We start from the raw sequence: 23,945 nt of genomic DNA on the forward strand, positions 1-23,945 counted from the left end.
CAACCGGGCACGGCAGATCACCGGCCGCCACCGCCGGTGATCTGCCGTGCCCGGTTGGCCGCCTCGGCGATGGAGATGGTGTTGTCCGAGAGCCGCGCCAGCAGGTCGGCCACCTCCGCCCGGGACGACATGTCGCGGAAGATCTCCGGGCGACCCAGCAGGTCCAGGGCGGCGGCGAGCCCGGTCGGGTCGGGGGCCTGGCCGGGCGCGACGACCGTGACCACCGGCGCCGGGAACGCCGTGGGAGTGGCGTCCTGCTGCTGCGGGGTGGGGGCGACGGGTACGGCCGGCGCGATCTCCGACGGGGTGATCGGCAGCGGGTGCTCCTCCCACTTCCAGAAGCGGGTGTTGTCGATCTCCTCCGCGACGCTGCAGTGGCCCAGCTTCCCCTCGGCGAAGACGCCGCGGGTCGGCATCGTGATCAGCACCTCGGATCGTGCCCGCAGGGCACCGGCCCGGCGCTCGACCTCCTCGTCGGACGGCTGGCGGGCCAGGGGGTAGGCGACGTAGCTGCCGAACACCTCCAGCGGCCGCGGCAGGACCGCCTCGTCCATCGAGACGCCGGCGGTCCACTGCTGGGACTCGAATGCCCGGGCGAGAGCGCCGGGGTCGGTGGTGAGCCGCAGCACGCGGTTGTAGTGCTCGCGAGCCGACTGCAGGTGGGTCACGAGCCGGTCGATCGACGCGTGCTCCTCCGGGGTCAGCGCGGCGTCGGCCCCGGGGATCCCGGGGTTGTCCGGCTGCCGGGGGGCGGGCCGCTTGATCCAGGTGAAGGCCTCCGAGCCCCCGGGTTCCTCGTCCTCGAACCACAGGTCGACGTCGCGGGAGCCCTCGGTCAGTGAGACGAACAGCCCGTTCGCGCCCAGGCCGTTGATGGTCAGCCAGTCGACCCGCCAGACGTCGTCGTCCCCCCACTTCTCGAACTGGAAGCCCAGGATGTCGCCCCAGCGCACCGGCACGTGCCGCCCCGTCACCGGGTCGTGCGGCTTCACGAAGGTCCAGATGGTCGCGCTGCTCTCGAACCGGCCGCCCTTGTTCAGGTCGTGCAGCCCACCCACCGGCGAGGCGCCCTTGTAGACGTAGTGCAGCTCGTACTTCTTCTCCGCCAGCCCGGTCCCGGGGACGACGACGTAGCCGACGACGGGCTCCTCCGTCCCCTCCCCGTCGCGGGACTTGATGCCGAGCTCGAACATCTCGAACTCCAGGTCGCCCTCCCAGAACCCGGGCGTCGGTGCCACCCCGTTCGGGATGCCCCGTCGGGTCAGGTCCGCCTTCGCGGCGCGGAGCTTCTCGATCGCCGCGAAGCCCGGGGCGACGGTGGGGTCGAGCAGTGCCGGCTCCAGCTGCCAGCGGTGCTGCCTGGCCCGGTCGGCGTCGAAGTCCACCAGGGCGGGGAGCTTGGCCAGGACGGCGTGCCTGCGGCGGACCCACTCGGTGGTCACCCGGTAGTGCCGCAGCACCTCGTGGTACAGGACGGTGAGGGTGTGCGCGCGGTTGTAGTTGGTGAAGGTGCGGGTCTGGATGGTCTGGCTCTGCGTCTCCTGCGCCTGGACGACGACGGTCGACTGCAGCTCCCGCCGCGCGGCGCTGGTCTGCGCGAAGTCGTCGGAGAGCCGCTGCACGTTCTCGGCCACCAGGTCACGGCTGCCCGACGTCGTGGCCGTGGACCCGCCGAGGCTGAAGGTGTTGCCCGCCGCCGCGCCGATGCCGACCACGCCCACGTCCGCGCCGGCACTGCCCCCGACCGACCCGGCCGTCCCGCCCATGAACGAGGAGCCGCGCTGGGTCTCCCGCAGCGCCGCCTGGACGGTCTCGGCGACGGTGCGGTCCCGGGAGGTCTCGTGCCGGAGGGTCTCCTCCAGCGCGGTGTCCTCGGTACGCGTGGTGCCGGCCTGCCAGGACCAGTCGATGACCGCGAGCCGGACGCTCTCCCCGGGGGCCAGGGGCAGGCTGTAGCGGATCTCCCCGAGCGAGTGCCCCAGCGCGTGCCAGGTGACCTTGTACTCGTCGACGTACGCCGCCCGGAACCCGTCCGGGACCCGCAGGTCGTCGCTCGGGTCGACGATGCGCACGACCTGCCGCAGCACGAACTCCTGCAGCGCGAGCGCCGCCGGGAAGAGGTGCTCGCAGCCGTCTCCACCGACCAGTTGCTGCGGGTTGGCCGCGAACGACCCCGGTGACAGCAGCCAGTCGGTGAGGCCGGGCCGCTGCATGGCCGGGAGGCCGCTGACCGCCTCCACGGGGAGGTCGGCGCCCAGCGCGTGGACCAGGCCCACCACGGCGTCGTCGGCGAGCCTGCCCTGGGGGAGCACGTCGAGACGCTCCCCGCCGAAGGGGTGCACGCGCACGGCGACCCCGAGGGGTCCGGCGCCCCCGGAGCGCAGCTCCGCCACCGCGCCCGCGAGCAGCCCCCGGGCTGCGGGGGCCAGCCGGGTGAGGTCGAAGCTGACGTAGCCGGCGTGGTCGGAGACCAGCACCCCCAGCGGGTTGCGCCACGCACCGGACACCGGCGGGCGGACCGGCAGCCCCCGCGCCTCGGCCGCTCGGCGCAGCACCGTCGCGGTCGCTTCGGAGAGTTCACCGTCCGAGAGCTGGTCGGTGCTGCCCCCCGGCACGTGCTCGAGGATGCCGTGCACGATCTCCTCGACGAGTTCCCGCACCTCGTCGGGCTGGGTCTCGAGTCGCTCGAGCTCGTCCTGGGGCAGGGTCTCGGCCAGGGCGTCCTCGATCGCCGCCACCACACGATCGGCCTCGTCGGCCGGGAGGGCGCCGCTCCCGTGCACGGCCTCGTCGAGCACCGACCTCAGGCGCACGGGCAGCGATCCACGCGCGGGGCGCACCGGCACCTCGACCTCGGCGTAGACGGCCCGACGCGTGAGCACGGCACCGGTAGCGGCGTCGACGAGGAAGATCCCGAGCCTGCTCGGCAGGCCGTCACCTGAGGCCATCGTCGACTCCCGCGGGGTGCCCGCTGCCGGGTGCGAGGAGGTCGAGAGCCCGTCCGCGAGGGTCGGGCCCCCGCCGCGAGCGCGACGCTATACCCGCGGCCACCCGCCGGACAGCGGTCCGGTCGCGGCTCGTCGGGCGATCACGACCTCCTCGCCCGGCCGGTCAGCCGCCCAGCGCGGCGACGACCAGGTGCGGGCCGGGCTCGGCCAGCGCGTGGCTCAGCTGCTCCGCCAGTTCCTCCGCCGTCCCCGCGCGGCTCGCCGGGACACCCATCCCCTGCGCGATACCGACGAAGTCCAGCCGCGGGCCGCCGAGGTCGAGCAGCTTGCGGGCGCGCTCGCCGTCGTTGGCCGCGCCCACCCGGGAGAGCTCGTGCTCGAGGATCTTGTACGAGCCGTTGTCGCAGATGATGGTCGTGATGTCGGCCTGCTCGCGGGCGTAGCTCCACAGCGCCGAGATCGTGTACATCGCGCTGCCGTCGGCCTGGATGCCGATCACCGGCCGGTCCGGGCAGGCCACGGCCGCGCCCAGCGCCATCGGCAGGCCGTCGCCGATCGCCCCGCCGGTCAGCGCGAGCCAGTCGTGCCGCGGGCCGGCGGAGGTCATCTCCGTGAGCCCCGCCCCCGAGGTGAGCGCCTCGTCGACGACGATCGCGTTCTCCGGCAGCAGCGCGCCGACGACCGCGGCCATCGTGCGCGGGGTCAGCCGGCCGGTGGGCAGCTCGGGCCGCTCGAACTCGGCGACCTCCGGCTTGGCGTCGGGGGCGACCAGGTCGGCCAGCGCCCGCAGCGCCGCGGTGCCGTCCTCGCCCGGCCCGCTGAGCACGTGCACCGTGCAGTCCTCGGGCACCGGGTGGCCGGGCACCCCGGGGTAGCCGAAGAAGTGCACCGGTGCGGTCGCGCCGGCCAGCACCAGGTGGCGGGTGCCCGCGAGGGCGGCCATCGCCATCTCCGGCGGGTAGGGCAGCCGGTGCAGGTCGGGCAGCCCCGCGCCGCGCGTGGACCGCGCCGGGAAGGTCTCCACCATCAGCCGCACCCCGGTGCCCGCGGCGACCTGGGCGGCGGCCAGCTGCCCCTCCTCCCCCATGACGTCGCCGCCGAGCAGGAGGACCACCGGCTCGTCGGCGCGCACGACCGCGGCGACGTCGTCGACCACCGACGGCGCGACCCGCGGCCGCGGCCGGGACGGGCGCGGGGCGGCGACCTCGGCCCCCTCCTCCCACGACACGTCGGCGGGCAGGACCAGCGTCGCGATGCCGCCGGTGGCGACCGCGGCCACCGCGTCGGCGGCGTCGGCCGCGACGTCGGCCGGGGACAGCGAGCGGCGCACCCACGTGGAGAAGGTGCCGGCGACGGCGTCGATGTCGGACTCCAGCGGGGCGTCCAGCCGCTTGTGCGAGCGGGCGTGGTCGCCGACGACGTTGAGCATCGGTGCCCGGCCGCGGCGGGCGTTGTGCAGGTTGGCCAGCCCGTTGCCCATGCCCGGGCCCAGGTGCAGCAGCGTCGCGGCGGGTCGACCGGTCATGCGCGCCCACCCGTCGGCCGCTCCGGTCGCGACGCCCTCGAACAGCGTCAGCACGCCCCGCATCTCCGGGACGTCGTCCAGGGCGGCGACGAAGTGCATCTCCGACGTGCCGGGGTTGGCGAAGCAGACGTCGACGCCCGCGTCGACGAGGGTCCGGATCAGTGCCTGTGCGCCGTTCACCGGGTCAGCTCACCTGCTGGACGTCGAAGTGGGCGAACGTGGCGCCGCCGGTGGCGAAGTTGGCGAGGTCCTGCCCGGCGGCGCGCCCCTCCGGCGACCCCAGGGCCTGCGTCATCGCCTCCTCGGAGTCGAAGTCGAGCTCCGCGACCAGGTACGGCGCCGGCTGCGCCGGGTCCAGCGACGCCGCCTTGCCGTAGGTCAGCCGCACCAGGCCGGGCTGGCGCAGCGCCAGCGGCGTGTGCGTCTCCCGGTAGTAGGCGTCGAACGCGGCCGGGTCCCCCGGCTGTCCGTAGCTGACCACGAGCCTGTGCACCATCCCGAACTCCTTCCGCAGGTCCTACCGCCCGTCAGCAAACAGGGCTTCCGCCCGCGGCGCGAGTCCGCCGTCCACCGCCGCACGGTTGTCCACAGGCCCCCGCCGAGCGGGCGGACCCGCCGGTCAGCGCTGTTACGTTCCGCCGCGTATCCGCTTCCGCCGGTGCCCGGTGCACCCGGATCTCCCGATTGGAACCCGCGATGGCCAACGTCAACGTCACCTACCAGCAGATGGAAGACGCCGGTGGCCGGCTCACCGGCGGGCGGGCCGAGATCGACGGCATGCTCGCGCAGCTGAAGGGCCTGGTCGACCAGCTCGTCGCCGACGGCTACGTCACCGACGCCTCCAGCCGCAGCTTCGCCGCCGCCTACGACGAGTTCACCGCCGGCGCCCGCAACACCGTCGCCGGCCTCGACGGCATGGCGCAGTACCTGACCCAGGCCGCCGCCACCTTCCGCGACGCCGACGCCCAGCTCGCCGGAGCCCTCGGCCGCTGACCGCCACCAGCGCACCGCCGCCGGCCGCCCCGCCCCGCGCGAGGCGGCCGGCGGCGTCCCGGCCCCGAGACGGTCAGGGCACGGTGGGCACGGCGATCGTGCGCAGGGCGCCGTCGCCGAGGTGCAGCAGCCCGCGCCCGGGCCGCACCGGCCCGCCGAGAGCGCCGCGCGGGACCCGCACCCCGATCAGGTCGCCGTCGGTGCTGCCCTGCGGTGAGAGCAGCACCCCCTGCCGAACCTTCCGCACCTCCACCTGCCAGCCCGACAGCCCGGTGCAGAGCGCGTCGGCGTTCCCGCCCAGCACCAGCCCGCGGCCCGGCACCTCCCCGCGCACGACCGCGCGGAACACCTCCCCCGCGGGGCAGTCCCGCAGGACCTCGCCGTCGTCGAGCAGCAGCACCAGCGGCCGGGCCGGCTCGGCGGCCAGCAGCTCCCGCCACCGATCGGCCGGCGCCGCGGCGTCGACGACCACGTCGAGCACCCCGGGGCGGCCGGCCAGCGCCCGCAACGGGGACGGCCGCGGCGCGCAGACGACGACCGCGCTGCCCCGCCGCAGCAGCGACTCCGCCATCACCGCCAGCAGCGTGCTCCGGCCCGAGCGCACCGGACCGGCGACGACGAACGCCGGCCCCCGCTCCACCAGGTCGGGCCCGGCCGCGGCCAGCTCGTCCCCGCCGACGCCGACCAGCGCGAAGCCGGGTCCGGCGTCGGCCGGGCGCAGGTCCCAGGCGGCCTCGAAGCCCAGGCGCGCGGGCAGCACGTCGACGCGGAACGGGCGGGCCTCCGGTGGCACCAGCGCGTCCCGGACGTGCGCCTCCTCCGCGATCGCGGCGAGCGCCGCCGCCTGCCCCTGCCCGGACGCGTCCTCGCCGAGCAGCGCGACCTGCGTCTCCACCGCACCCTCGACGGTGACCGCCCGGCCCGGCGGCAGCCAGTCGGGCACCTGCCGGCCGGGCACGCCGACCAGCGGGTAGTCGCCCCGGTCGGCCAGCCGCATCACCAGCCGGCCGTCGGTGAGGGACGACAACCGCCCGGTGCCCAGCGACCGGTCGCCGGTGATCACCAGTGAGATCCCCGCCGAGGCGCCCTCGCGCGCCAGCGCCGTCACGACGTCGGTGAGCCGGCCGCCGTCGAGCTCCCCGAGCACCGGCGTGAAGCCCTCCCACCGGTCCAGCATCAGCAGGACGTGCGGCAGCCGCTCCCCCGCCGGCACCGAGCGGCGCTGCTCGGCGACGTCGGCGAAGCCGCCCTCGGCCAGCACCTGCTGGCGGCGTTCCAGCTCCCGGGCGAGCCGGTCGAGCAGCCGGGCGGCGCGCTCGGTCTGCGTGCGGGTGACCACCGCGCCGCAGTGCGGCAGGTCGGCCACGGGCAGCAGCGCACCGTTGCCGCAGTCGAGCGCGTAGAGGTGCAGGTCGGCGGTCGAGCAGCGGGAGCCGGCGGCCCCGGCCAGGGTGCGCAGCAGCTGCGAGCGCCCGCTCTTCGGCGAGCCGACCACCAGCAGGTGCCCGTCGGCCGCCGGGTCGAAGGCGGCCACCCGCCGTTCCTGGGTCGCGGGGACATCCTGCAGGCCGTAGGGCAGCCAGGTGGGCGAGGCCCCGCCCTCCGGTGCCCCGAGGTCGGTGACCGGCACCCGCGCGGGCAGCGCCGGGAGCCACGGGCTGCGCTGCGCGGGCACGCCGTCGGCCTCGGCCGCGGCCCGCACTGCCCCGACCAGCACGGAGAGGTCGGTGACCTCGTCGTCGGAGGCGCGGGCCGCCGTCGCCGGCTTCCGCGGCGGCGCGTACCCGAGCTGGTGCCAGCCCACCGGCACGACGGACGGCGCCGGCGAGGCGGTGCTGCGCCGGCCCGGCCGGCGCCCGCCGATCCGCGCGGCCTGGAAGGGCACCAGCGCGCCGTGCCCGAGCCGGGCGAACCCGCGGCCCGGCGCGGACTTCGCGATCCGGGCGGCGTCGGGCGCGTCGAGCACGTCGCTGCTGTCCGCGCCGTCGGTCACCCGCAGCGAGATGCGCAGGTTGGTGTTGGCGCGGATCTCCGGTGACACCACGCCGCTGGGCCGCTGGGTGGCCAGCAGCAGGTGGATGCCCAGCGACCGCCCCCGCTGCGCGACGTCGACCAGGCCGGTCACGAACTCGGGCAGCTCCCGCGCCAGCGAGGCGAACTCGTCGATCACGATGAGCAGCCGCGGCAGGGGCGGCCGGCCCGGCTCGCGGGCCTGCAGCGCGACGTAGTCCTCGACGTCCTTGACCCCGGCGTCGGCCAGCCGGTGCTCCCGGTGGGTGAGCTCGGCCCGCAGCGAGGTGAGCGCCCGCCGCACGAGGTGGGGGTCGAGGTCGGTGACCATGCCGACGGTGTGCGGCAGGTGCACGCAGTCCTCGAACGCGCTGCCGCCCTTGTAGTCGACGAGCACCAGGTTGAGCGCGTCCGGGCGGTTGGCCACCGCCAGCGAGGCGATCACCGTCTGCAGCAGTTCGGACTTGCCCGCGCCGGTGGTGCCGGCGACCAGCCCGTGCGGCCCGTCGGTGCGCAGGTCCAGCGTGAACGGGCCGTGCAGCCCGGCGCCGGCGACCAGCCGGGTGCTGCGCCCCTCCAGCTGCCAGCGCGCCCGCACGCCGTCGGCGGTGGGGGGCTCCAGGCCCAGCAGGTCGAGCAGCCGCACGCTGCCCGGCAGCACGGCGTCGTCCTCCGGGGCCACGTCGCGCAGCGGGGCCAGCGCCCGGGCCGCCCGCTCGGCGAGCTCCACCGGCACCGGCTCGGCCAGCACCGCCGGCACGGGATCGTGCCCGCTGCGACGGAGGACCAGCCGGGCCTCGTCCGCCGGGTCCAGCAGCGCCGTGGCCGTCGCCGACTCGGGCAGGAAGCGCTCCTCCTCGTCGGCGCAGACGGCGTACACCCCGACCGCCGGGCCGTCCTGCAGCAGCTGGGCCAGCCCGGGGGTGGCCCGCAGCGCCCGGTAGCCGTCGACGACGAGCACGTGCGCCGGGAAGGACTCCGGGAGGGCCCGGCCGGTGCTCGCGGCGCGGCGGGCCCGGACCAGCGCGGTCAGCTCCGCGACGCGGGCGGCCACCGTCTCGGTGTCGGTGCCGACGAGCGCGACGGGCCCCTCGCCGTCGGCCGGGCGGGCGTGCGGCAGCCAGCGCACCCAGGTCCAGCCCGCCCCGCCCCCCGGCGCGAGCAGGGTGAGCCCGAGGTCGCGCGGCGGGTGGGTGACCGCGAGCTGGAGCACCACCCAGCGCAGCAGCCCGGCGAGCGGCCCGGCGGGCCCGGCCAGCCCGACCACGCCGGCCTCGCCCAGCGGCACCACCACGGGGACGGCGTGCACGGTGCGCTGCTCGGGCGGCTCGCCACCGCCGGCGCGGTCGACGACCACGCGGGCGGGGAGGTCGGCCGCGCCCAGGCGCAGGTCGAGGGCGTCGGGGTCGGTGCGGCGCCGCTCCCACAGCCGCCGGCCGGGCAGGACGGCGGTGAGCAGGGCGGTCGCCGGATCGGGGTGGGCGTCGCGCCGGCGGGCGGTCTCCTCGGCCACCGCGGCGTCGATCCGCTCCCGGGCGCGGGCGAGCTCCCGCTCGTGACCGGCCCGCTCCTGGCGCTGCTCGCGGGCGCTCTGCCGCCGGTCGGCGACGGTGTTGCCGATCAGCATCACCGGGCTCGCCACGGCGAACACCAGGTACAGCGGCGAGCGCATGACGGCGGCGAGCACGACGCCGACCAGCAGCGGTGCCAGCACCATGAGCCAGGGCAGGCGGCGGGGATCGCGGCCCGTCGGCGCCTGCGGCAGCTGCACCCGCACCTCGTGCGCCGACGGCAGGAGCCGGGGGGCGCGGACGAGAGCGCGCGTCCCCGGGCCGGCCGGCTCGACCGCGGCGTCGGCGACCGGGGCGGGCCCGACCACCAGCTGGGTGTCGCCGAGCTGCACGACCTGCCCGGGTGCCACCGGCACGTCGTCGTCCTCCGGCACGGGCGCGCCCTCGAGCGTGGTGCCGTTGGCCGAGCCGAGGTCGCGCAACGTGGCGCCGTCCGCCCCCAGCCGCAGCAGCGCGTGCCGGCGGGACACGGCCGGGTCGGCGAGGCCGAACGGGCCGCTGCGGCCGAGCTCGTGCTCCCCGACCGGCAGCTCGGCGACCAGACCGCTGCCCGGGCCGCTGAGCACCCGCAGCTGCCAGCCGCGGGGCGGTGACGCGGCGGCGCCGGGGGTCAGGTGGACGACGGCGCCGTCGACGAGGTCGCTGTCCCCCACCGGCTGCCCGGCGTCGAGCCGCATCCCGGAGAGCCACACGCCGCGGGCGGGCACGCCGGCCACCCGGGCCAGCTCCGCGCCGAACCGGCCGACCGGCAGGTCGTCGTCCACGTCGGCGAGGACGTCCAGCGAGGTGCCGTCGTCCTGGGCGATGCTCAGCTGGACCCGCACGTCCGGACGGTAGGCGGACGCGCCGGTACCGGGCCGGCGCGGCTGTGGAAAACCCCGGGGCGCGGGCGCCGGTCAGTTCCCGGCGTCCTCCCCCAGCAGCTCCCGGGTGGCCGCCCCCACCGGGTCCCGCCGGGTCGGCAGCCGCTGCACCTCGGGCAGGAAGTCGGTGCGGTACTCCTCGAACAGCTCGCGCAGGCGCACGGCCGGGTCCTTCTCCGAGTCCACCCGGATGTCCCAGAGCGGGTAGGCCTCCGTGCCGAGCACCAGCACGTGCCCCGAGCGGGCTCCCTCGGTGTCGCCGCCGGTGGACTCGCCGGCCTCCACGGCGAGCACCAGCCGCTCCGCGAGCTCCCGGTCGCGGTGGGCGTGGAACGCCTCCGACGCCGCCTCGAGCGTGTGCCGGCCGACCAGGCGGTTGCCCGACACGACCACCGCGTCGTCCTCCAGGTGGCCCGACCAGCCCGGCGTGCGCTCGCCGGTCCACGCCGCGGTGCAGCCGTTGCGGTCGACGATCCCGACCTGGCGCACGTCGCGCCCGGGGTCGCGCCGCAGCACCTCCCCCAGGGCGGCCGGCGCCTCCAGCCCCTCGGCCATCAGGCGGAGCCCGTCCAGCGCGAGGTAGGGGTTCATCGACGCCTGCGACGCGGCGGCGCCGACGCCCGGCGACGCATGCCCCACGAGCTTGCCGACCCCCATGAGCGCGGTCAGGGCGCCGACGCCGAACTCGCCGGTGTGCGGGCACCGCGCCACGATCGAGAAGGTCATGCCGGGTCTCCGTCCGTCGCTGGTCGTCCCGCCGCTCCTGCCCCTCCCGCGCGGCGCTCAACCGGCCCGGCTGCTCAGAAGGTCAGCACGAGCCGGCCGCGCACGCCACCGGCCTCCAGCACGCGGTGGGCCTCGGCCGCCTGCTCGGCCGGGAAGGTCCGTGCCACGCGGAGGGTCAGCGCACCTTCCTCCACCTGCTGCCGGAGCCGGTCGAGGGCGGCGCGGTCGGTGGCGACCTTGCGCACCATCGTCGGGAAGAAGCGCAGCCCGCGCTCCCCGTTGCCGCGGTAGCCGCGCACCGTCGCGACCGCGCCCCCGTCGCGCACCGCAGGGAGCACCGCCTCGCCCTGGACCGAGCCGTCGGCCAGCCCGTGCACGCCGTCCGGGACGTGCTCCCGGATGCGGGTGGCGACGTCGTCCCCGCGGCGGACCACCACGTCGGCACCGAGGCCGCGCACCAGCTCCTCGTCGGCCGCCGAGGCGTCGGCGACCACGGTGAGGCCGTCGGCCTTGGCCAGCTGGACGACGTACCCGCCGTAGGCCCCGGCCGCGCCGGTCACCGCGAGCACCTCGCCGGACCGCAGCCCCATGAGGTCGAGCGAGAAGCGGGCGGTGAGCCCGTTCATCGGCAGGGTCGACGCCTCCACCGCCGTCGCCCCGGCCGGCGCGCGGACGACGGAGTCGCCGGGCAGCACCTTGTCCTCCCGGTAGGCGCCGAACGGGCCGAAGGGCACGACGATGCCCATCGCCAGGTCGCCGACGGACAGGTGGTCCACGCCCTCGCCGAGCTCGGTGACGACGCCGGCGACGTCCATGCCGGGCACCCACGGCGGGGTCTTCACCGGGTCGCGCTCGGCGTAGGCGCCGCTGCGGGCGTGGGTGTCGGTGGGGCTGACCGCGGCCGCCTGGACCCGCAGCCGCACCTCACCCGGCCCCAGGGGCTCGGGCTCCACGTCGACGATGCGCAGGGCCTCCGGCCCGCCGAACTCGGTCACTCCCGCTGCACGCATGCCCCCCTGCCTACACCCCCGCCCGCGAGGGGCCGGACAGGGCCGACGGGCAGTGGCGCTCTGCCCACCCTCGAGGGGCAGGACGCTACTGCCCCCGCACACGGCTCGGCCCCGCTCCTCGTCGAGGAGCGGGGCCGGGTCCGGGTGCTCAGCCCTTGAGCTTGTAGGTCTTGAGCAGACCCCGGCTGATGATCGTCTTCTGGATCTCGCTGGTGCCCTCGCCGATGAGCAGGAACGGCGCCTCGCGCATGAGGCGCTCGATCTCGTACTCCTTGGAGTAGCCGTAGCCGCCGTGGATCCGGAAGGACTGCGTGGTCACCTCGGCGCAGTACTCGCTGGCGATCAGCTTGGCCATGCCGGCCTCGACGTCGTTGCGCTTGCCGGCGTCCTTGAGGCGGGCGGCGTTGACCATCATCAGGTGGGCGGCCTCGACCTTGGTCGCCATCTCGGCCAGCTGGAAGGCGATCGCCTGGTGCTGGGCGATGGGCTTGCCGAAGGTCTCCCGCTGCTGGGCGTAGGCGACGGCGAGCTCGAAGGCGCGGATGGAGATGCCGCAGGCGCGCGCCGCGACGTTGACCCGGCCGACCTCGACGCCGTCCATCATCTGGGCGAAGCCGCGGCCCGGCTCACCGCCGAGGATGTCGGACGCCTCCGCGCGGTAGCCGTCGAACACCAGCTCGGTGGTGTCGACGCCCTTGTAACCCATCTTGTCGATCTTGCCGGGGATGGTCAGCCCCGGCTTGACCTCGCCGAAGCCGGCCGGCTTCTCCACGAGGAACGTGGTGAGGTTCTGGTGCGCCTTCTCCGCGCCCTCGTCGGTGCGCACCAGCGCCGCGACCAGGGTGGAGCTGCCGCCGTTGGTCAGCCACATCTTCTGGCCGTCGATGACGTAGCCGCCGTCGGCCTGCTTGACCGCCTTGGTGCGGATGCCGGCGACGTCGGAGCCCAGCCCCGGCTCGGACATCGAGAACGCGCCGCGCACCTCGCCGGTGGCCATGCGGGGCAGGTAGTGGTCCTTCTGCTCCTGCGTGCCGTGCTGCTTGATCATGTACGCGACGATGAAGTGCGTGTTGATGACGCCGGAGACGCTCATCCAGCCGCGGGCGATCTCCTCGACCACCAGCGCGTAGGTGAGCAGCGACTCGCCGAGACCGCCGTACTCCTCGGGGATCATCAGCCCGAAGATGCCGAGCTCCTTGAGGCCGTCGACGATCTCCTGCGGGTAGGCGTCGGCGTGCTCGAGCTCCTGCGCGTGCGGGATGATCTCCTTGTCGACGAAGTTCCTGACCGTCGACAGGATCTCCTGCTGGATGTCGGTCAGGTCGGCGGTCTGGGCCAGTCGCGTCACAGGTTCGCTCCTCGGGGGACCTCGGTGTCCGGGCTACCGGTGAGTATGGGCCACCGGGAGGGCGCCCTCGGCGTGCGCTCGGTCACTCCCGGGTGCGGCCGGACGCGAGTGCGGGATGCCGGGCGGCGGTGCGGTGGTCCGACCGCCCGCGGAGGACGCGGGCTAGCGTGCCGCGGGTGACCTCCCGCGACGAGTCGCCGTACGGCGGCACCACCCCCGGTTACGGCCCCCCGCCCGGCTACGGGCAGCCCTACGGCCTGCCCCCGGGGTACGGCCCTCCGCAGTGGGGCCGGCCGACCAACACCCTGGCGATCCTCGCCCTGGTGATGGCGTTCGTCTTCGCGCCGGCCGGGCTGGTGCTGGGCATCGTGGCCCGCAGGCAGATCCGCCGGACCGGCGAGGACGGCGCCGGGCTCGCGCTGGCCGGGATCATCGTCGGCGCCGTGGTGACCGGCTTCTTCGTGCTGGTCGTCCTGCTCTGGATCGCCGCCTTCGCGACCCTGACCAGCACCGGGTTCGGCCCCTGAGCCCGACCCTCAGCCCTCACGCGCTCGGGCCGAGCCTCCGGACGGGGCCGACCCGGGCCCCGTCCGGAGGGAGAGCTCAGCTCTCCGGCGGGGTGAAGGACGACGTCCGCTGCAGACCGGCGGCCCGGCCCTTGCCCGCGATGACCAGCGCCATCTTGCGGCTGGCCTCGTCGATCATCTCGTCGCCCAGCATCGCCGAGCCCTTCTTGCCCCCGGCCTCCGACGTCGCCCAGTCGTAGGCGTCGAGGATCAGCTCGGCGTGGTCGTAGTCCTCCTGCGACGGCGCGTAGATCTCGTTGGCGGCGTCGATCTGACCCGGGTGCAGCACCCACTTGCCGTCGAAGCCGAGCATCGCCGAGCGCTTGGCGACCTCCTCGAAGGCGGGCACGTCGCGCACCTGCAGGAACGGGCCGTCGATGGCCTGCACGCCGCGGGCGCGGGCGGCCATGAGGATCTGCATGAGGATGTAGTGGAACGGGTCGCCCGGGTAGTCGGGGTGCAGGGCGCCGACCACCAGGGACTTCATGTTGATGCTGGCCATGAAGTCGGCCGGGCCGAAGATGATCGTCTCGATGCGGTCGCTGGCGAACGCGATGTCGTTGACGTTGATCAGGCCCTGCGCGGTCTCGATCTGCGCCTCGATGCCGATCCGGCCGACCTCGTAGCCGTTGGCCTTCTCGATCTGGGTCAGCAGCATGTCCAGCGCCTTGACCTGGGCGGCGTCCTGGACCTTCGGCAGCATGATGCAGTCGAGGTTCGCGCCGGCCCCGCCGACGACCTCCAGCACGTCCTGGAAGGTCCACTCCGTCGTCCAGTCGTTGACCCGGACGGTGCGGATCTTCTCGCCCCAGCCACCCTCGTTCAGGGCCGCGACGATGTTCTTGCGGGCGCCGGGCTTGGCCAGCGGGGCGCACGCGTCCTCGAGGTCGAGGAAGACCTGGTCGGCCGGCAGCCCCTTGGCCTTCTCCAGGAACCGGGGGTTGCTGCCCGGGACGGCGAGGTTGGAACGACGGGATCGGAGCTCGGCCACGGTGCCTCCGCTAGGGATCGGAAATCTCGGCTACCGGAGGGTAGCGACGCCGCTCCGCGGCCCCCGACCCCCATCGACGAGCGCCAGCCGGCCGCGTCGCAGGGGCCCGCCGCGAGCCTGTGAGTGGTGGGGGCGACGGGGTCCTTCCTCAGGTCGCCGGCTCGACCAGCGTCGCCGGGCGGCCGGCCCGCACCACCATCGCCACCCCGGCCACCACGAGCAGCACCCCGGGCAGGGCCAGCAGCGGCGGCACCTGCTGCAGCAGGACGAGCGCGAACAGCAGCGCGCCGGGCACCTCGAGCAGCACGGCGAGGCTCACCACCGTCGGGCCCACCGAGGAGAGCACAAGGTTGAGCAGGGTGTGCCCGAACAGCTGCGCGGAGACGGTGACGCCCGCGATCAGCCACCAGTCGCGCGCCGCGAAGCCGGTGAGCGGCGCGTCGAGGGCCACGGCCGCGACGGCGATCACCACCGCGCAGACCGAGTAGCAGACGATGACGTACGCCGAGGTGGCCAGCCGCTGCCGCGCACGGGCCCCGGCCAGCACGTATCCCCCGGCGCAGACGGCGCCCAGCAGGGCCAGCCCGTCACCGGCCAGCGCCTCGGCGCTCACGGTCACGTCCACCCCGACGACGAGCACGACACCGGCGAAGGCCAGCAGCAGGCCCCACCACACCGCGGGCGGCAGACGGACGCCGGAGACGCGCGCGGCGAGGGCCGTCCAGATCGGCGTGGTCGTGACCAGCGCGACCGAGGCCGCCACCGTCGTCATCGACAGGCTGGGCAGCCAGGCGGCGAAGTGGGCGGCGAGGAACAGCCCCGCGACGACGGAGCTGCCCAGGTCGCGCCACCGGAGCCCGACGAGCGTGGCGCGCTCGCTGGTGAGCAGCACCGGGAGCAGCGCGGCAGCGGCCGCGGCATTGCGCCAGAACGCCAGCGCCAGCATCGGCGCGGTGACCATCGCGGTCAGCGGGGCGGAGAGGGAGACGCCGAGGACCGCGAGGACGATCAGCCCGGAGTCCCGTCCCCCGGGCCGGTGCAGCGCCCAGGCGGTGGCCGCGGGTGCGGCGCTCAGCTGGGCACCCGGATGCGGCCGGCGGCGACCGGCACGACGGCGCCGCGCACGGTGGCGGCGACCGCGCGGCCCCCGGCGGCGGTGACGGTGCACTCGAGCACCGAGGGCCGCCCCATCCGCTCGCCCTGCCGCACGGTGTAGCCCGACGTGCCCTCACCGGCCAGCAGCCCGCTCTCGACCAGCCACACCCCGGCGCCGAGGGCCGCGGAGCCGGTGGCCGGGTCCTCGCCCCAGACCAGGTCGCGGGCGAACACCCGGGCGCGGGCGGTGGCGGTCGCGGCGTCCCACGACAGCACCGACACGCCCTCGCCCACGTCCAGCCCGGCCAGCGCCCTCGGGTCGGGCTCGGCGCGGTCGACGGCGTCGGGGCACACGGAGAGGTAGCCGAACGGCAGCCCGCAGCCGGCCACGTCGGACGGCACGCCGGTGAGGTCGGCGGCGTCGAGCCCCACCGCCTCGGCGAGCCGGTCGGGCGCCGGGCCGTCCTGGAGGGTGGGCGAGCCGCCGGAGAGGGTGGCGCCGTCGCCGTCCACCACCACGTCGAGGATGCCGGCGCCGCACTCCTGGCGGAGCGTCCCCGCCGGCAGCCGCCCGGTGCGCACCAGCGTGTGCGCGGCGCCGACGCTGGGATGGCCGGCGAAGGGCAGCTCGGCGTAGGGCGTGAAGATCCGCACCCGGTAGTCGGCCTTCGGACCGCCGGGTGCACCGGGGTGGTCGGCGCCGGGTTCGGTGGGGGCGCAGAGGAAGGAGGTCTCCGACAGCGCGAACTCGTTGGCCAGCGCCTGGCACTGCTCGGTGGTCAGCTCGTCGGCGCCGAACACCACGGCCAGCGGGTTCCCCGCGAACGCCCGCGGGGCGAACACGTCGACGACCTCGTACTCCAGCTCGACCGGGGCAGCCACGGCCCCGACGGTAGCCTTTCCGACCGTGACCACGGCGACCAGGGCGTACGTCTCCCGGCTCGCCGGGCTGACCGTCTTCGACCCCAACGGCGACCGGGTCGGCAAGGTGCGCGACGTCGTCGTCGGCCTGCGGGTCGGGACGGCGTGCCCCCGCGTGCTGGGCCTGGTGGTGGAGGTGGTCGCCCGGCGGCGGATCTTCGTGCCGATGGGCCGGGTGACCGCGCTGGACCCGGGTGCGGTGCTGCTCGCGTCGGGCACCCTCAACCTCAAGCGCTTCGAGCAGCGGGCCGGCGAGACCCTCGTGCTCGGCGAGCTGCTCGACCGGCGGGTGACCATCAACGAGTCCGGCCGGCCGGCGACGGTCGTCGACGCCGGGATGGAGCAGACGCGCACCGGGGACTGGCTGCTCTCGCGGGTCGCCGTCCAGGAGCCAGGCCGGCTGGGCCGGCGCGGGCAGCTGCACCAGCTGGAGTGGGACGAGGTGACCGGGCTGGCGCTGCCCCAGGCCGGGCAGGGCGCCGAGACGCTGATCGCCACCTACCGCGAGCTGAACGCCGCGGACATGGCGCACGCCCTGCAGGAGCTGCCGATCAAGCGCCGGCACGAGGTGGCCGAGGCGATGGACGACGTCCGGCTGGCCGACGTGCTGGGCGAGCTGCCCGAGGCCGAGCAGATCACCATCCTCGGCACCCTCGAGGAGAGCCGGGCCGCCGACGTCCTCGAGGAGATGGACCCCGACGACGCCGCCGACCTGCTCTCCGAGCTGCACGCCGTCGACCGGAACCGGCTGCTGGAGCTGATGGAGCCCGACGAGGCGGAGTCGGTGCGCCAGCTGCTCAAGTACTCCGAGGACACCGCCGGCGGCATGATGACCAGCGAGCCGGTGATCCTCGCGCCCGACGCCACCATCGCGGAGGCGCTGGCGCGGGTGCGCGAGGAGGAGATCACGCCGGCCCTCGCCAGCCAGGTCTACGTGTGCCGGCCGCCGTCGGCCACGCCGACCGGCCGCTACCTGGGGCTGGCCCACATCCAGCGGCTGCTCCGCGAACCCCCCTCGACCCTGGTGAGCGGCGTGCTCGACGACCTGGAGCCGCTCAAGCCCGAGGCCCCGCTGGCCGAGGTCACCCGCTACTTCGCCACCTACAACCTCGTCGCCGCCCCGGTCGTCGACGCCCAGGGCCGGCTGGTGGGCGCGGTGAGCGTGGACGACGTCCTGGACCACCTGCTGCCCGAGGACTGGCGGGAGCGTGCCCGCCGTGGCTGAGGGCCCCCGGCTCGACGTCCCCCGCAGCGGCGCTCGCCGGTTCGGCAGCTTCCTGCGGCTGAACCCCGACGCCGTCGGCCAGTTCGCCGAGGGCATCGCCCGCTTCCTGGGCACCGGGCGGTTCCTCGCCGTCCAGACGATCGTCGTGGCGATCTGGATCGCCCTCAACGTCTTCGCCGTCCGGCTGCGGTGGGACCCCTACCCGTTCATCCTGCTCAACCTGGCCTTCTCCACCCAGGCCGCCTACGCCGCGCCGCTGATCCTCCTGGCGCAGAACCGGCAGGCCGACCGCGACCGCGTGCAGGCCGAGGAGGACCGCGCCCGGGCGGCGTCGACCCGCGCCGACACCGAGTACCTCGCCCGGGAGCTGGCGGCGGTGCGCGTCGCCGTCGGCGAGCTGGCCACCCGCGACTTCATCCGAGGCGAGCTCAACCGCCTCGCGAGCGACGACGGCGAGGACGCCGAGAAGCGCGAGAGGAAGCGCAGGAAACGCGAGCGCGAGGAGGCCGAGGCACGCGGCGGCGCGGCCCCGGGCTGACGAACCGCGCCTCATCCCGTGAGCAGGTGCACCGACGCGCCCGCCGCCCCGGCGACCAGCAGCACGACGATGAACGGGGCCCGCAGCGCCAGGGCCAGCGCCGCGACGGCGAGCCCGGCCAGCCGGCCGTCGACGACGATCTCCGCGCCGCTGGTCAGCCCCTGCACGACGACCAGCGCCGCGAGCAGCGCCGCGGGCACGAAGTCCACGACGCGCGCCACCCACGGCTGCTCCACCCACGACGCCGGCACCGACATCCCGGCCAGCTTGAGCAGGTAGCAGCCCACGGAGGCGACGAGCACCGCCGTCCAGGTGCCGCTCACGAGGCCACCGCCCGGCGCGGCCGGCCGGCCAGGGCCACCGCCACCACCGCGGCGACCACCTGCACCCCCGGCGGGACGAACGGCGTCAGCGCCAGCGCGACCACCGCGCCGCCGAGCGCCACCCGGCGCTGCACCGCGGGCTCGGGGAAGGCCCCGCCCAGCCGCGGCCACAGCAGCGCGAGGAACGCCGCGGGGACGATCGCGTCCAGCGCCGCCCGGGCCGTGCCGCCCAGCGCGGCGGCGCCCAGCGCGCCGACGACGGTCGTCGCGTTCCAGGTCAGGTAGAGCGTCGCCCCGCCCACGAGGAAGGCCAGCCCGGCCAGCGCCCGGTCGGGGGCGGCGAGCGAGAGCGCCGTCGTCTCGTCGATGACCCAGTGCGCCGTCCCGGCGCGGCGCAGCGGGCCCCGGGGCCGCAGCAGCGGCACCAGCCGCACGCCGTAGACGGTGTTGCGGGTACCCAGCAGCAGCGCGCTGCCGACGGCGGCCAGCGGGCTCCCGCCGGCACCGACGACGCCGACGAGGGCGAACTGCGAGGCGCCGGTGAACATCACCGCGGAGAGGACCACCGCCTGCCAGACGTCGAGCCCGGCGGCGTCGGCCGCGGCGCCGAACGCCACCCCGTAGAGGCCGACGGCGAGCCCGAGGCCCACCGCGTCCCGCAGGGTCTCCGCACGGTCGGGCTGCACGGCGACGACCCTAGTTGCGCCCCAGATCACCCTCCGCCGGGCCGTCGGGTCCGCGTGCCGCCGTAGAGTGGCAGGCGACCGATCGCGCGGGTCGCCGCTCCGGCCGCGACCACCGGACGCCGGTCCCCCGCTCGTGAGGAGACGAACGAACACGATGTCCGACCAGCTGACCGGCACGCCGGCGCTCGACGCCGTCAACGCCGCTCTGGCCACCGTCCAGGACCCCGAGATCAACCGGCCGCTCACCGAGCTGGGCATGGTCAAGGACGTGCGGATCGGGCCCGACGGCTCGGTCGCCGTCGAGGTCTACCTGACCGTCGCCGGCTGCCCGATGCGCGAGACGATCACCAACCGGGTCACCTCCGCCGTCGGCGCGGTGCCGGGGGTCACCTCGGTGCAGGTCGCCCTCGACGTGATGAACGACGAGCAGCGGGCCGAGCTGCGGAAGACGGTGCGCGGCACCGACGCCGCCGACCCGGTGATCCCCTTCGCCCAGCCCGGCTCGCTCACGCGGGTCTACGCCGTCGCCTCCGGCAAGGGCGGCGTCGGCAAGTCCAGCGTCACCGTGAACCTCGCCGCCGCCCTGGCCAAGCGCGGGCTCTCGGTGGGCGTTGTGGACGCCGACATCTACGGCCACTCGGTGCCGCGCATGCTGGGCGTCGACGACAAGCCCACCCAGGTCGACAACATGATCATGCCGCCGCAGTCCCTGGGCGTGAAGGTCATCTCGATCGGCATGTTCACCCCCGGCAACACCCCGGTCGTGTGGCGCGGGCCGATGCTGCACCGCGCGCTGCAGCAGTTCCTCGCCGACGTCTGGTGGGGCGACCTCGACGTCCTGCTGCTCGACCTCCCCCCGGGCACCGGCGACGTCGCGATCTCCATCGCCCAGCTGCTGCCCAACGCCGAGATCCTCGTCGTGACCACGCCGCAGCTGGCCGCGGCCGAGGTCGCCGAGCGGGCCGGCGCGATCGCCACGCAGACCCACCAGCAGGTCGTCGGCGTCATCGAGAACATGAGCTGGATGGAGCTCCCCGACGGCTCGCGCGTCGAGGTCTTCGGCTCCGGCGGCGGGCAGACGGTCTCCGACGCGCTCACCCGCACCCTCGGTGCGCGCGTGCCGCTGCTCGGCCAGATCCCGCTGGACACCCGGCTGCGCGAGGCCGGCGACGCCGGTGCGCCGATCGTCCTGGCCGACCCGGAGACCCCGGCCGCGAAGGCGCTGGAGAAGATCGCCGACGGGCTCGCCGTCCGCCAGCGCGGGCTGCAGGGGATGTCCCTGGGGCTCACCCCCGTCCGCCGGTAGCGGCCGCAGCACGCCCCGCGGGGGCCGGTCCCACCCGGGATCGGCCCCCGCGGTGCGTCCGGGGCCGTGCGGGAGCGGGGGTCGCGCCCCCTCAGCGCGTCCGGACCCGGGCGCGGCGGCGTCCTCCCTCACCGCACGGCGTCCCCCCGCACCGTCTGCGCCGAGGGAGGACGCCCCACGATCAGGGCACCTGACCCCGGCGCAGGGCGTGCGCCGCGGTCGGCGCGGTGCGCGAGGGCTACGTCGCGTCGACGTCGAAGGGCGGCGGCACGCTGCGGTCGCGCACCTGGGCGGCGACGACCGTGGCCGCCGTCGCGCCCCCGGCCCGGGACGGGGAGACCGGTGGCTCGTCGTCGCCCAGCAGCTGCTCGCGGATGAAGGTGCGCGGGTGGTACTTGCGCAGGTCGAGGTCGCGCAGCCCGTCGAAGTCGTCGCCGAGGGAGTCGTTCACCTGCGCGCGGACGCCGGTGATCGCCTCGCGCATCCGCTTGAGCCCCGCGGCCGCCTCCTTCGCGAGGTCGGGCAACCGCTCGGGACCGAAGATGAAGAGTGCGGCGAGAGCCAGGACGGCGATCTCGCCCCAGCCGATCGAGTCGAACACCGCTCCTCGTCCTTCCGACCGCCAGCGCTGCCGGGGTCAGCGTAGCCGCCTTCCGGGGTCATGCGGCCCCGAGCGTCACCTCGATCGTGCGCGAGCTGCCCCCGCGGACCAGCTCCACCGTGACGACGTCACCGGGCTGGCGTGCGTCGACCGCCACGGACAGCTCCTCCGAGCTGCCGACCGGCGTCTCGTCGACGGCGATGATCACGTCCTCCTCGCGGATGCCCGCCTGTGCCCCGGGGCTGCCCGGCTCGACGTTGACCACCAGCGCGCCGTCGCGGGTGCCGTCGGTGACCGAGCGGGCGTTGACCCCCAGGGTCGCGTGCACCGCCGAGCCGGTCGCGATCAACTGCTCGGCGATCCGCTTCATGGTGTCCACCGGGATCGCGAAGCCCAGGCCGATCGAGCCACCGGCGCCCGTCGAGGCGATCGCGGTGTTGATGCCGACGAGGGCGCCGGTCGCGTCGACCAGCGCCCCGCCGGAGTTGCCGGGGTTGATGGGGGCGTCGGTCTGCACGGCGCTGATCACCGCGTTGGTGTCGGTGCCCTCGCCGGACAGCCGCACCGGACGGTCCAGCGCGCTGACGATCCCGCTGGTGACCGTGCCGGCCAGCCCCAGCGGCGAGCCGATCGCCACCACGGGGTCGCCGACCACGACGTCGCCGGAGCGGCCGAGCGCCGCCGTCACCAGACCGGGCTTCTCGACCTTGATGACGGCGAGGTCGCTGGCCGGGTCGCGGCCGACGATGCGCGCGGCCGACCCGCTGCCGTCGGAGAAGACCGCGCGGATCTCCGCCCCCTCGACCCCGTCGGCGCCGGAGATGACGTGGTTGTTCGTGACGATGTAGCCGTTCTCGCCGTCGATGACCACGCCGGAGCCGGTGGCGCCGGCCTGGCCGACGCGCACCTCGATGGAGACGACGGCCGGGATGACGGCCTCGGCGATGTCGGAGACCGCGCTCCGCTCACCGGTGCCGCGCGGCTCGACCTGGGCGAGGGTCGTGCCCGGGGTGAACAGCGGCGCCTCGTCCGCGGTGCGGGTCAGGTACCAGCCGACGCCGCCGCCGAGGATGCCGACGACGAGCAGCCCGAGGACGACGAGCGTGGTGAGGCGCACCGACAGGTCGCGCAGGCGCACCTTGCGGCGGCCCCGGGGGTCGACGACGAGCGGACCGGGCTGGCTCTCCTCGTCGTCGTAGACCGCGGGGGCGCCCAGGCCGGCCGGGGATGCCGGATCACGCCACGGGTCGACGCGGGCGTCGGCCTTCCACCACGGCCCGGTGGCGGTGCGACGCCGCCCGGGACGCCCCCCGGGCGGCTCCTCCAGCCCGCGCCGGCCGGGGGCCGGCGGGCCGAAGGCGCGCAGCAGCGCCTCGGGCGGTGGGGGCGGGACCGGGCGCGGTGCCGGCGGCGGGCGGTCGCCGGCGAAGCTGCCCGCCACCTGCTCGGGCCGGCCGAACGCACCGGCCTGGGCGGGCGTGGGCCGGGGGGCGTGCACGGGACGCGCCTCGAGCCGGGGCGCCGTCGTCTCGTCGAAGGCGCCCGACTGCCCGTCGGGACGGGCGTACGCGGCGGCGTCGGCGGGGCCCGGCTCCGCCGGCGGGGCACCGGCGGCGCGACCTCGGTCTGCTGCTGGGGCCGGACCGGGTCGGCCGCGGGCACCCGCGCGGTGTCGGCGGGCAGGGTGAGCGCGAGCGCCGTCACGCCGGCCCCGAGACCGACGATCGTGCCGGCGACCCCGCGGCGGAACCAGCGCCCACCCGCCGGACCGCGTCGCCGGGGCCCGTCGGTGAGGTCGAGGGAGAAGGCACCGGAGCTGCCCGTGACGGTCAGCTCCCCGGCCGAGGCGCTCATGGCACCGGGGCCGCTGGAGCCGGGCACCTCGGCGGTGAACGGGATGGCGCACAGCCGGGACATCAGGTCACCCGGCATCGCCACGTCGGAGGAGCCGTGCAGGGCCTCCTTGGCCTCCCGCTGCGCGGCCACCGCCATCCGGCAGGTCGCGCAGCCGGCGAGGTGGCGGGCCGCGCGGCCGGCCGGGCCGGCGGCGAGCTCGCCGTCGACCAGCGCGGCGATCGCCTCCTGGGCCAGGTGGCTCTCCGACATGCTCATGCCCCGACCTCCCGCGGGACACCCGCCCGGCGCGGGGCCAGGTGGGCCAGCGCCTCGCGCAGCTGGACGCGGCCCCGGTGGATGCGGCTGCGGACGGTGCCGAGCTTGATGCCCAGCGTCGCGGCGATCTCCTCGTAGGTGAGGCCCTCGATGTCGCACAGGACGACCGCCACCCGGAACTCCGGCGAGAGCGCGTCGAGCGCCGCCTGCACCTGCGGGTCGAGGTGCGTGTCGGCGTAGACCTGCTCGGGGCTGGGCGCCCGGCCCGGCAGCCGCTCGGTGTCGTCGGGCAGCGCGTCGAACCGGATCCGCTGCCGGCGGCGGACCATGTCGAGGAAGAGGTTGGTGGTGATGCGGTGCAGCCAGCCCTCGAAGGTGCCCGGCGAGTAGTCGGCGAGCGAGCGGAACACCCGGACGAAGGTCTCCTGCGTCAGGTCCTCGGCGTCCTGGGGGTTGCCCGACAGGCGGTAGGCCAGCCGGTACACCCGGGCCGAGTGGTCCCGGACGACCTGCTCCCACGTGGGGGCGACCCAGGCGTCCTGCTCCGCCGCGGCAGCGGTGGACGCGGGGGCGGTGGCCTCGGGCAC

20 protein-coding genes and 1 pseudogene are annotated in these 23,945 nt (G+C 75.8%); 5 read left to right on the forward strand and 16 right to left on the reverse strand.

Features of this window, described 5'->3' with window-relative positions:
* Nucleotides 1-17: 17 nt before the first annotated feature.
* The 3 genes from E9549_RS18010 to E9549_RS18020 form a co-directional block, all read right to left on the reverse strand.
* On the reverse strand, nucleotides 18-2,948 hold the full coding sequence (locus tag E9549_RS18010; protein ID WP_236827972.1) for a hypothetical protein: 2,931 nt from the start codon (nucleotides 2,946-2,948) through the stop codon (nucleotides 18-20).
* A gap of 163 nt (nucleotides 2,949-3,111) precedes the next feature.
* A complete protein-coding gene (locus tag E9549_RS18015; RefSeq protein WP_236827973.1) occupies nucleotides 3,112-4,653 on the reverse strand; it encodes an acetolactate synthase large subunit in 1,542 nt (513 codons plus the stop codon).
* Between the two features lie 4 nt (nucleotides 4,654-4,657).
* Nucleotides 4,658-4,969: an EthD family reductase gene (locus E9549_RS18020; protein WP_236827974.1), complete on the reverse strand. Its 312-nt coding sequence runs from the start codon at nucleotides 4,967-4,969 to the stop codon at nucleotides 4,658-4,660.
* Nucleotides 4,970-5,169: 200 nt separating this feature from the next.
* Between E9549_RS18020 and E9549_RS18025 the strand changes: the two genes are divergently transcribed.
* The gene (locus E9549_RS18025) at nucleotides 5,170-5,466 is read left to right on the forward strand and encodes a WXG100 family type VII secretion target (RefSeq protein WP_236827975.1); all 297 of its coding nucleotides are present in this window, start codon (nucleotides 5,170-5,172) and stop codon (nucleotides 5,464-5,466) included.
* Between the two features lie 73 nt (nucleotides 5,467-5,539).
* On the opposite strand, the gene E9549_RS18030 is transcribed toward E9549_RS18025, so the two are convergent.
* The 4 genes from E9549_RS18030 to E9549_RS18045 form a co-directional block, all read right to left on the reverse strand.
* A complete protein-coding gene (locus tag E9549_RS18030; protein WP_236827976.1) occupies nucleotides 5,540-9,871 on the reverse strand; it encodes an FtsK/SpoIIIE domain-containing protein in 4,332 nt (1,443 codons plus the stop codon).
* Nucleotides 9,872-9,943: 72 nt separating this feature from the next.
* Nucleotides 9,944-10,636 (reverse strand): DUF1028 domain-containing protein, encoded by a 693-nt coding sequence (locus tag E9549_RS18035; protein ID WP_236827977.1) that lies wholly within the window; start codon nucleotides 10,634-10,636, stop codon nucleotides 9,944-9,946.
* Between the two features lie 74 nt (nucleotides 10,637-10,710).
* Nucleotides 10,711-11,646 carry an NADP-dependent oxidoreductase gene (locus tag E9549_RS18040; RefSeq protein WP_236827978.1) on the reverse strand — a complete coding sequence of 312 codons (936 nt, stop codon included), beginning with the start codon at nucleotides 11,644-11,646 and terminating at the stop codon, nucleotides 10,711-10,713.
* A 148-nt stretch (nucleotides 11,647-11,794) separates the two neighbouring features.
* Nucleotides 11,795-12,994 carry an acyl-CoA dehydrogenase family protein gene (locus tag E9549_RS18045; protein WP_236827979.1) on the reverse strand — a complete coding sequence of 400 codons (1,200 nt, stop codon included), beginning with the start codon at nucleotides 12,992-12,994 and terminating at the stop codon, nucleotides 11,795-11,797.
* 176 nt (nucleotides 12,995-13,170) lie between these two features.
* Here E9549_RS18045 and E9549_RS24280 point away from each other — a divergent pair, with 176 nt between their 5' ends.
* Entirely contained in the window at nucleotides 13,171-13,521 is a 351-nt protein-coding gene (locus tag E9549_RS24280; protein WP_236827980.1) for a DUF4190 domain-containing protein, read from the forward strand.
* 76 nt (nucleotides 13,522-13,597) lie between these two features.
* Here E9549_RS24280 and E9549_RS18055 read toward each other — a convergent pair whose 3' ends face one another.
* The 3 genes from E9549_RS18055 to E9549_RS18065 all read right to left on the reverse strand — a co-directional run bounded on the left by E9549_RS18055 (nucleotide 13,598) and on the right by E9549_RS18065 (nucleotide 16,528).
* On the reverse strand, nucleotides 13,598-14,551 hold the full coding sequence (locus E9549_RS18055; protein ID WP_236827981.1) for a CoA ester lyase: 954 nt from the start codon (nucleotides 14,549-14,551) through the stop codon (nucleotides 13,598-13,600).
* 148 nt (nucleotides 14,552-14,699) lie between these two features.
* Nucleotides 14,700-15,719, reverse strand: coding sequence for a DMT family transporter (locus E9549_RS18060; protein ID WP_374201426.1), 1,020 nt, complete (start codon nucleotides 15,717-15,719; stop codon nucleotides 14,700-14,702).
* Nucleotides 15,623-16,528 carry a PhzF family phenazine biosynthesis protein gene (locus E9549_RS18065; RefSeq protein ID WP_236827983.1) on the reverse strand — a complete coding sequence of 302 codons (906 nt, stop codon included), beginning with the start codon at nucleotides 16,526-16,528 and terminating at the stop codon, nucleotides 15,623-15,625. Before E9549_RS18065 ends, E9549_RS18060 begins: the two co-directional genes overlap by 97 nt.
* 25 nt (nucleotides 16,529-16,553) lie before the next feature.
* Here E9549_RS18065 and E9549_RS18070 point away from each other — a divergent pair, with 25 nt between their 5' ends.
* Nucleotides 16,554-17,792, forward strand: a complete 1,239-nt coding sequence (locus tag E9549_RS18070) for a magnesium transporter MgtE N-terminal domain-containing protein (protein ID WP_236827984.1) — start codon at nucleotides 16,554-16,556, stop codon at nucleotides 17,790-17,792.
* Nucleotides 17,785-18,330: a DUF1003 domain-containing protein gene (locus E9549_RS18075; protein WP_236827985.1), complete on the forward strand. Its 546-nt coding sequence runs from the start codon at nucleotides 17,785-17,787 to the stop codon at nucleotides 18,328-18,330. Before E9549_RS18070 ends, E9549_RS18075 begins: the two co-directional genes overlap by 8 nt.
* An 11-nt stretch (nucleotides 18,331-18,341) precedes the next feature.
* On the opposite strand, the gene E9549_RS18080 is transcribed toward E9549_RS18075, so the two are convergent.
* Nucleotides 18,342-18,653 (reverse strand): AzlD domain-containing protein, encoded by a 312-nt coding sequence (locus E9549_RS18080; RefSeq protein ID WP_236827986.1) that lies wholly within the window; start codon nucleotides 18,651-18,653, stop codon nucleotides 18,342-18,344.
* Nucleotides 18,650-19,339 (reverse strand): AzlC family ABC transporter permease, encoded by a 690-nt coding sequence (locus tag E9549_RS18085; RefSeq protein ID WP_236827987.1) that lies wholly within the window; start codon nucleotides 19,337-19,339, stop codon nucleotides 18,650-18,652. Before E9549_RS18085 ends, E9549_RS18080 begins: the two co-directional genes overlap by 4 nt.
* Before the next feature lie 154 nt (nucleotides 19,340-19,493).
* Between E9549_RS18085 and E9549_RS18090 the strand changes: the two genes are divergently transcribed.
* Entirely contained in the window at nucleotides 19,494-20,645 is a 1,152-nt protein-coding gene (locus E9549_RS18090) for an Mrp/NBP35 family ATP-binding protein (RefSeq protein WP_236827988.1), read from the forward strand.
* Nucleotides 20,646-20,883: 238 nt separating this feature from the next.
* On the opposite strand, the gene E9549_RS18095 is transcribed toward E9549_RS18090, so the two are convergent.
* The 4 genes and pseudogenes from E9549_RS18095 to sigE all read right to left on the reverse strand — a co-directional run bounded on the left by E9549_RS18095 (nucleotide 20,884) and on the right by sigE (nucleotide 23,945).
* The gene (locus E9549_RS18095; protein ID WP_236827989.1) at nucleotides 20,884-21,246 is read right to left on the reverse strand and encodes a twin-arginine translocase TatA/TatE family subunit; all 363 of its coding nucleotides are present in this window, start codon (nucleotides 21,244-21,246) and stop codon (nucleotides 20,884-20,886) included.
* A 58-nt stretch (nucleotides 21,247-21,304) separates the two neighbouring features.
* Complete coding sequence (locus E9549_RS18100) at nucleotides 21,305-22,744, reverse strand: S1C family serine protease (protein ID WP_236827990.1); 1,440 nt, start codon at nucleotides 22,742-22,744, stop codon at nucleotides 21,305-21,307.
* A 506-nt stretch (nucleotides 22,745-23,250) separates the two neighbouring features.
* Nucleotides 23,251-23,358 (reverse strand): annotated as a pseudogene (locus tag E9549_RS24285) (zf-HC2 domain-containing protein); the annotation flags it as partial.
* Nucleotides 23,355-23,945, reverse strand: a complete 591-nt coding sequence (gene sigE / locus E9549_RS18110; protein WP_236827991.1) for an RNA polymerase sigma factor SigE — start codon at nucleotides 23,943-23,945, stop codon at nucleotides 23,355-23,357. The gene sigE and the pseudogene E9549_RS24285, both read right to left, overlap by 4 nt.

The organism is Blastococcus sp. MG754426, from assembly GCF_021699055.1.
GTDB lineage: Bacteria > Actinomycetota > Actinomycetes > Mycobacteriales > Geodermatophilaceae > Blastococcus.

Excerpts from the sequence above, each read along its gene's own strand:
- E9549_RS18040 (WP_236827978.1), bottom strand. The coding sequence starts at position 11,646 with ATGCGTGCAGCGGGAGTGACCGAGTTCGGCGGGCCGGAGGCCCTGCGC.
- E9549_RS18010 (WP_236827972.1), bottom strand. The coding sequence starts at position 2,948 with ATGGCCTCAGGTGACGGCCTGCCGAGCAGGCTCGGGATCTTCCTCGTC.
- E9549_RS18035 (WP_236827977.1), bottom strand. The coding sequence starts at position 10,636 with ATGACCTTCTCGATCGTGGCGCGGTGCCCGCACACCGGCGAGTTCGGC.
- E9549_RS18020 (WP_236827974.1), bottom strand. The coding sequence starts at position 4,969 with ATGGTGCACAGGCTCGTGGTCAGCTACGGACAGCCGGGGGACCCGGCC.
- E9549_RS18090 (WP_236827988.1), top strand. The coding sequence starts at position 19,494 with ATGTCCGACCAGCTGACCGGCACGCCGGCGCTCGACGCCGTCAACGCC.
- E9549_RS18025 (WP_236827975.1), top strand. The coding sequence starts at position 5,170 with ATGGCCAACGTCAACGTCACCTACCAGCAGATGGAAGACGCCGGTGGC.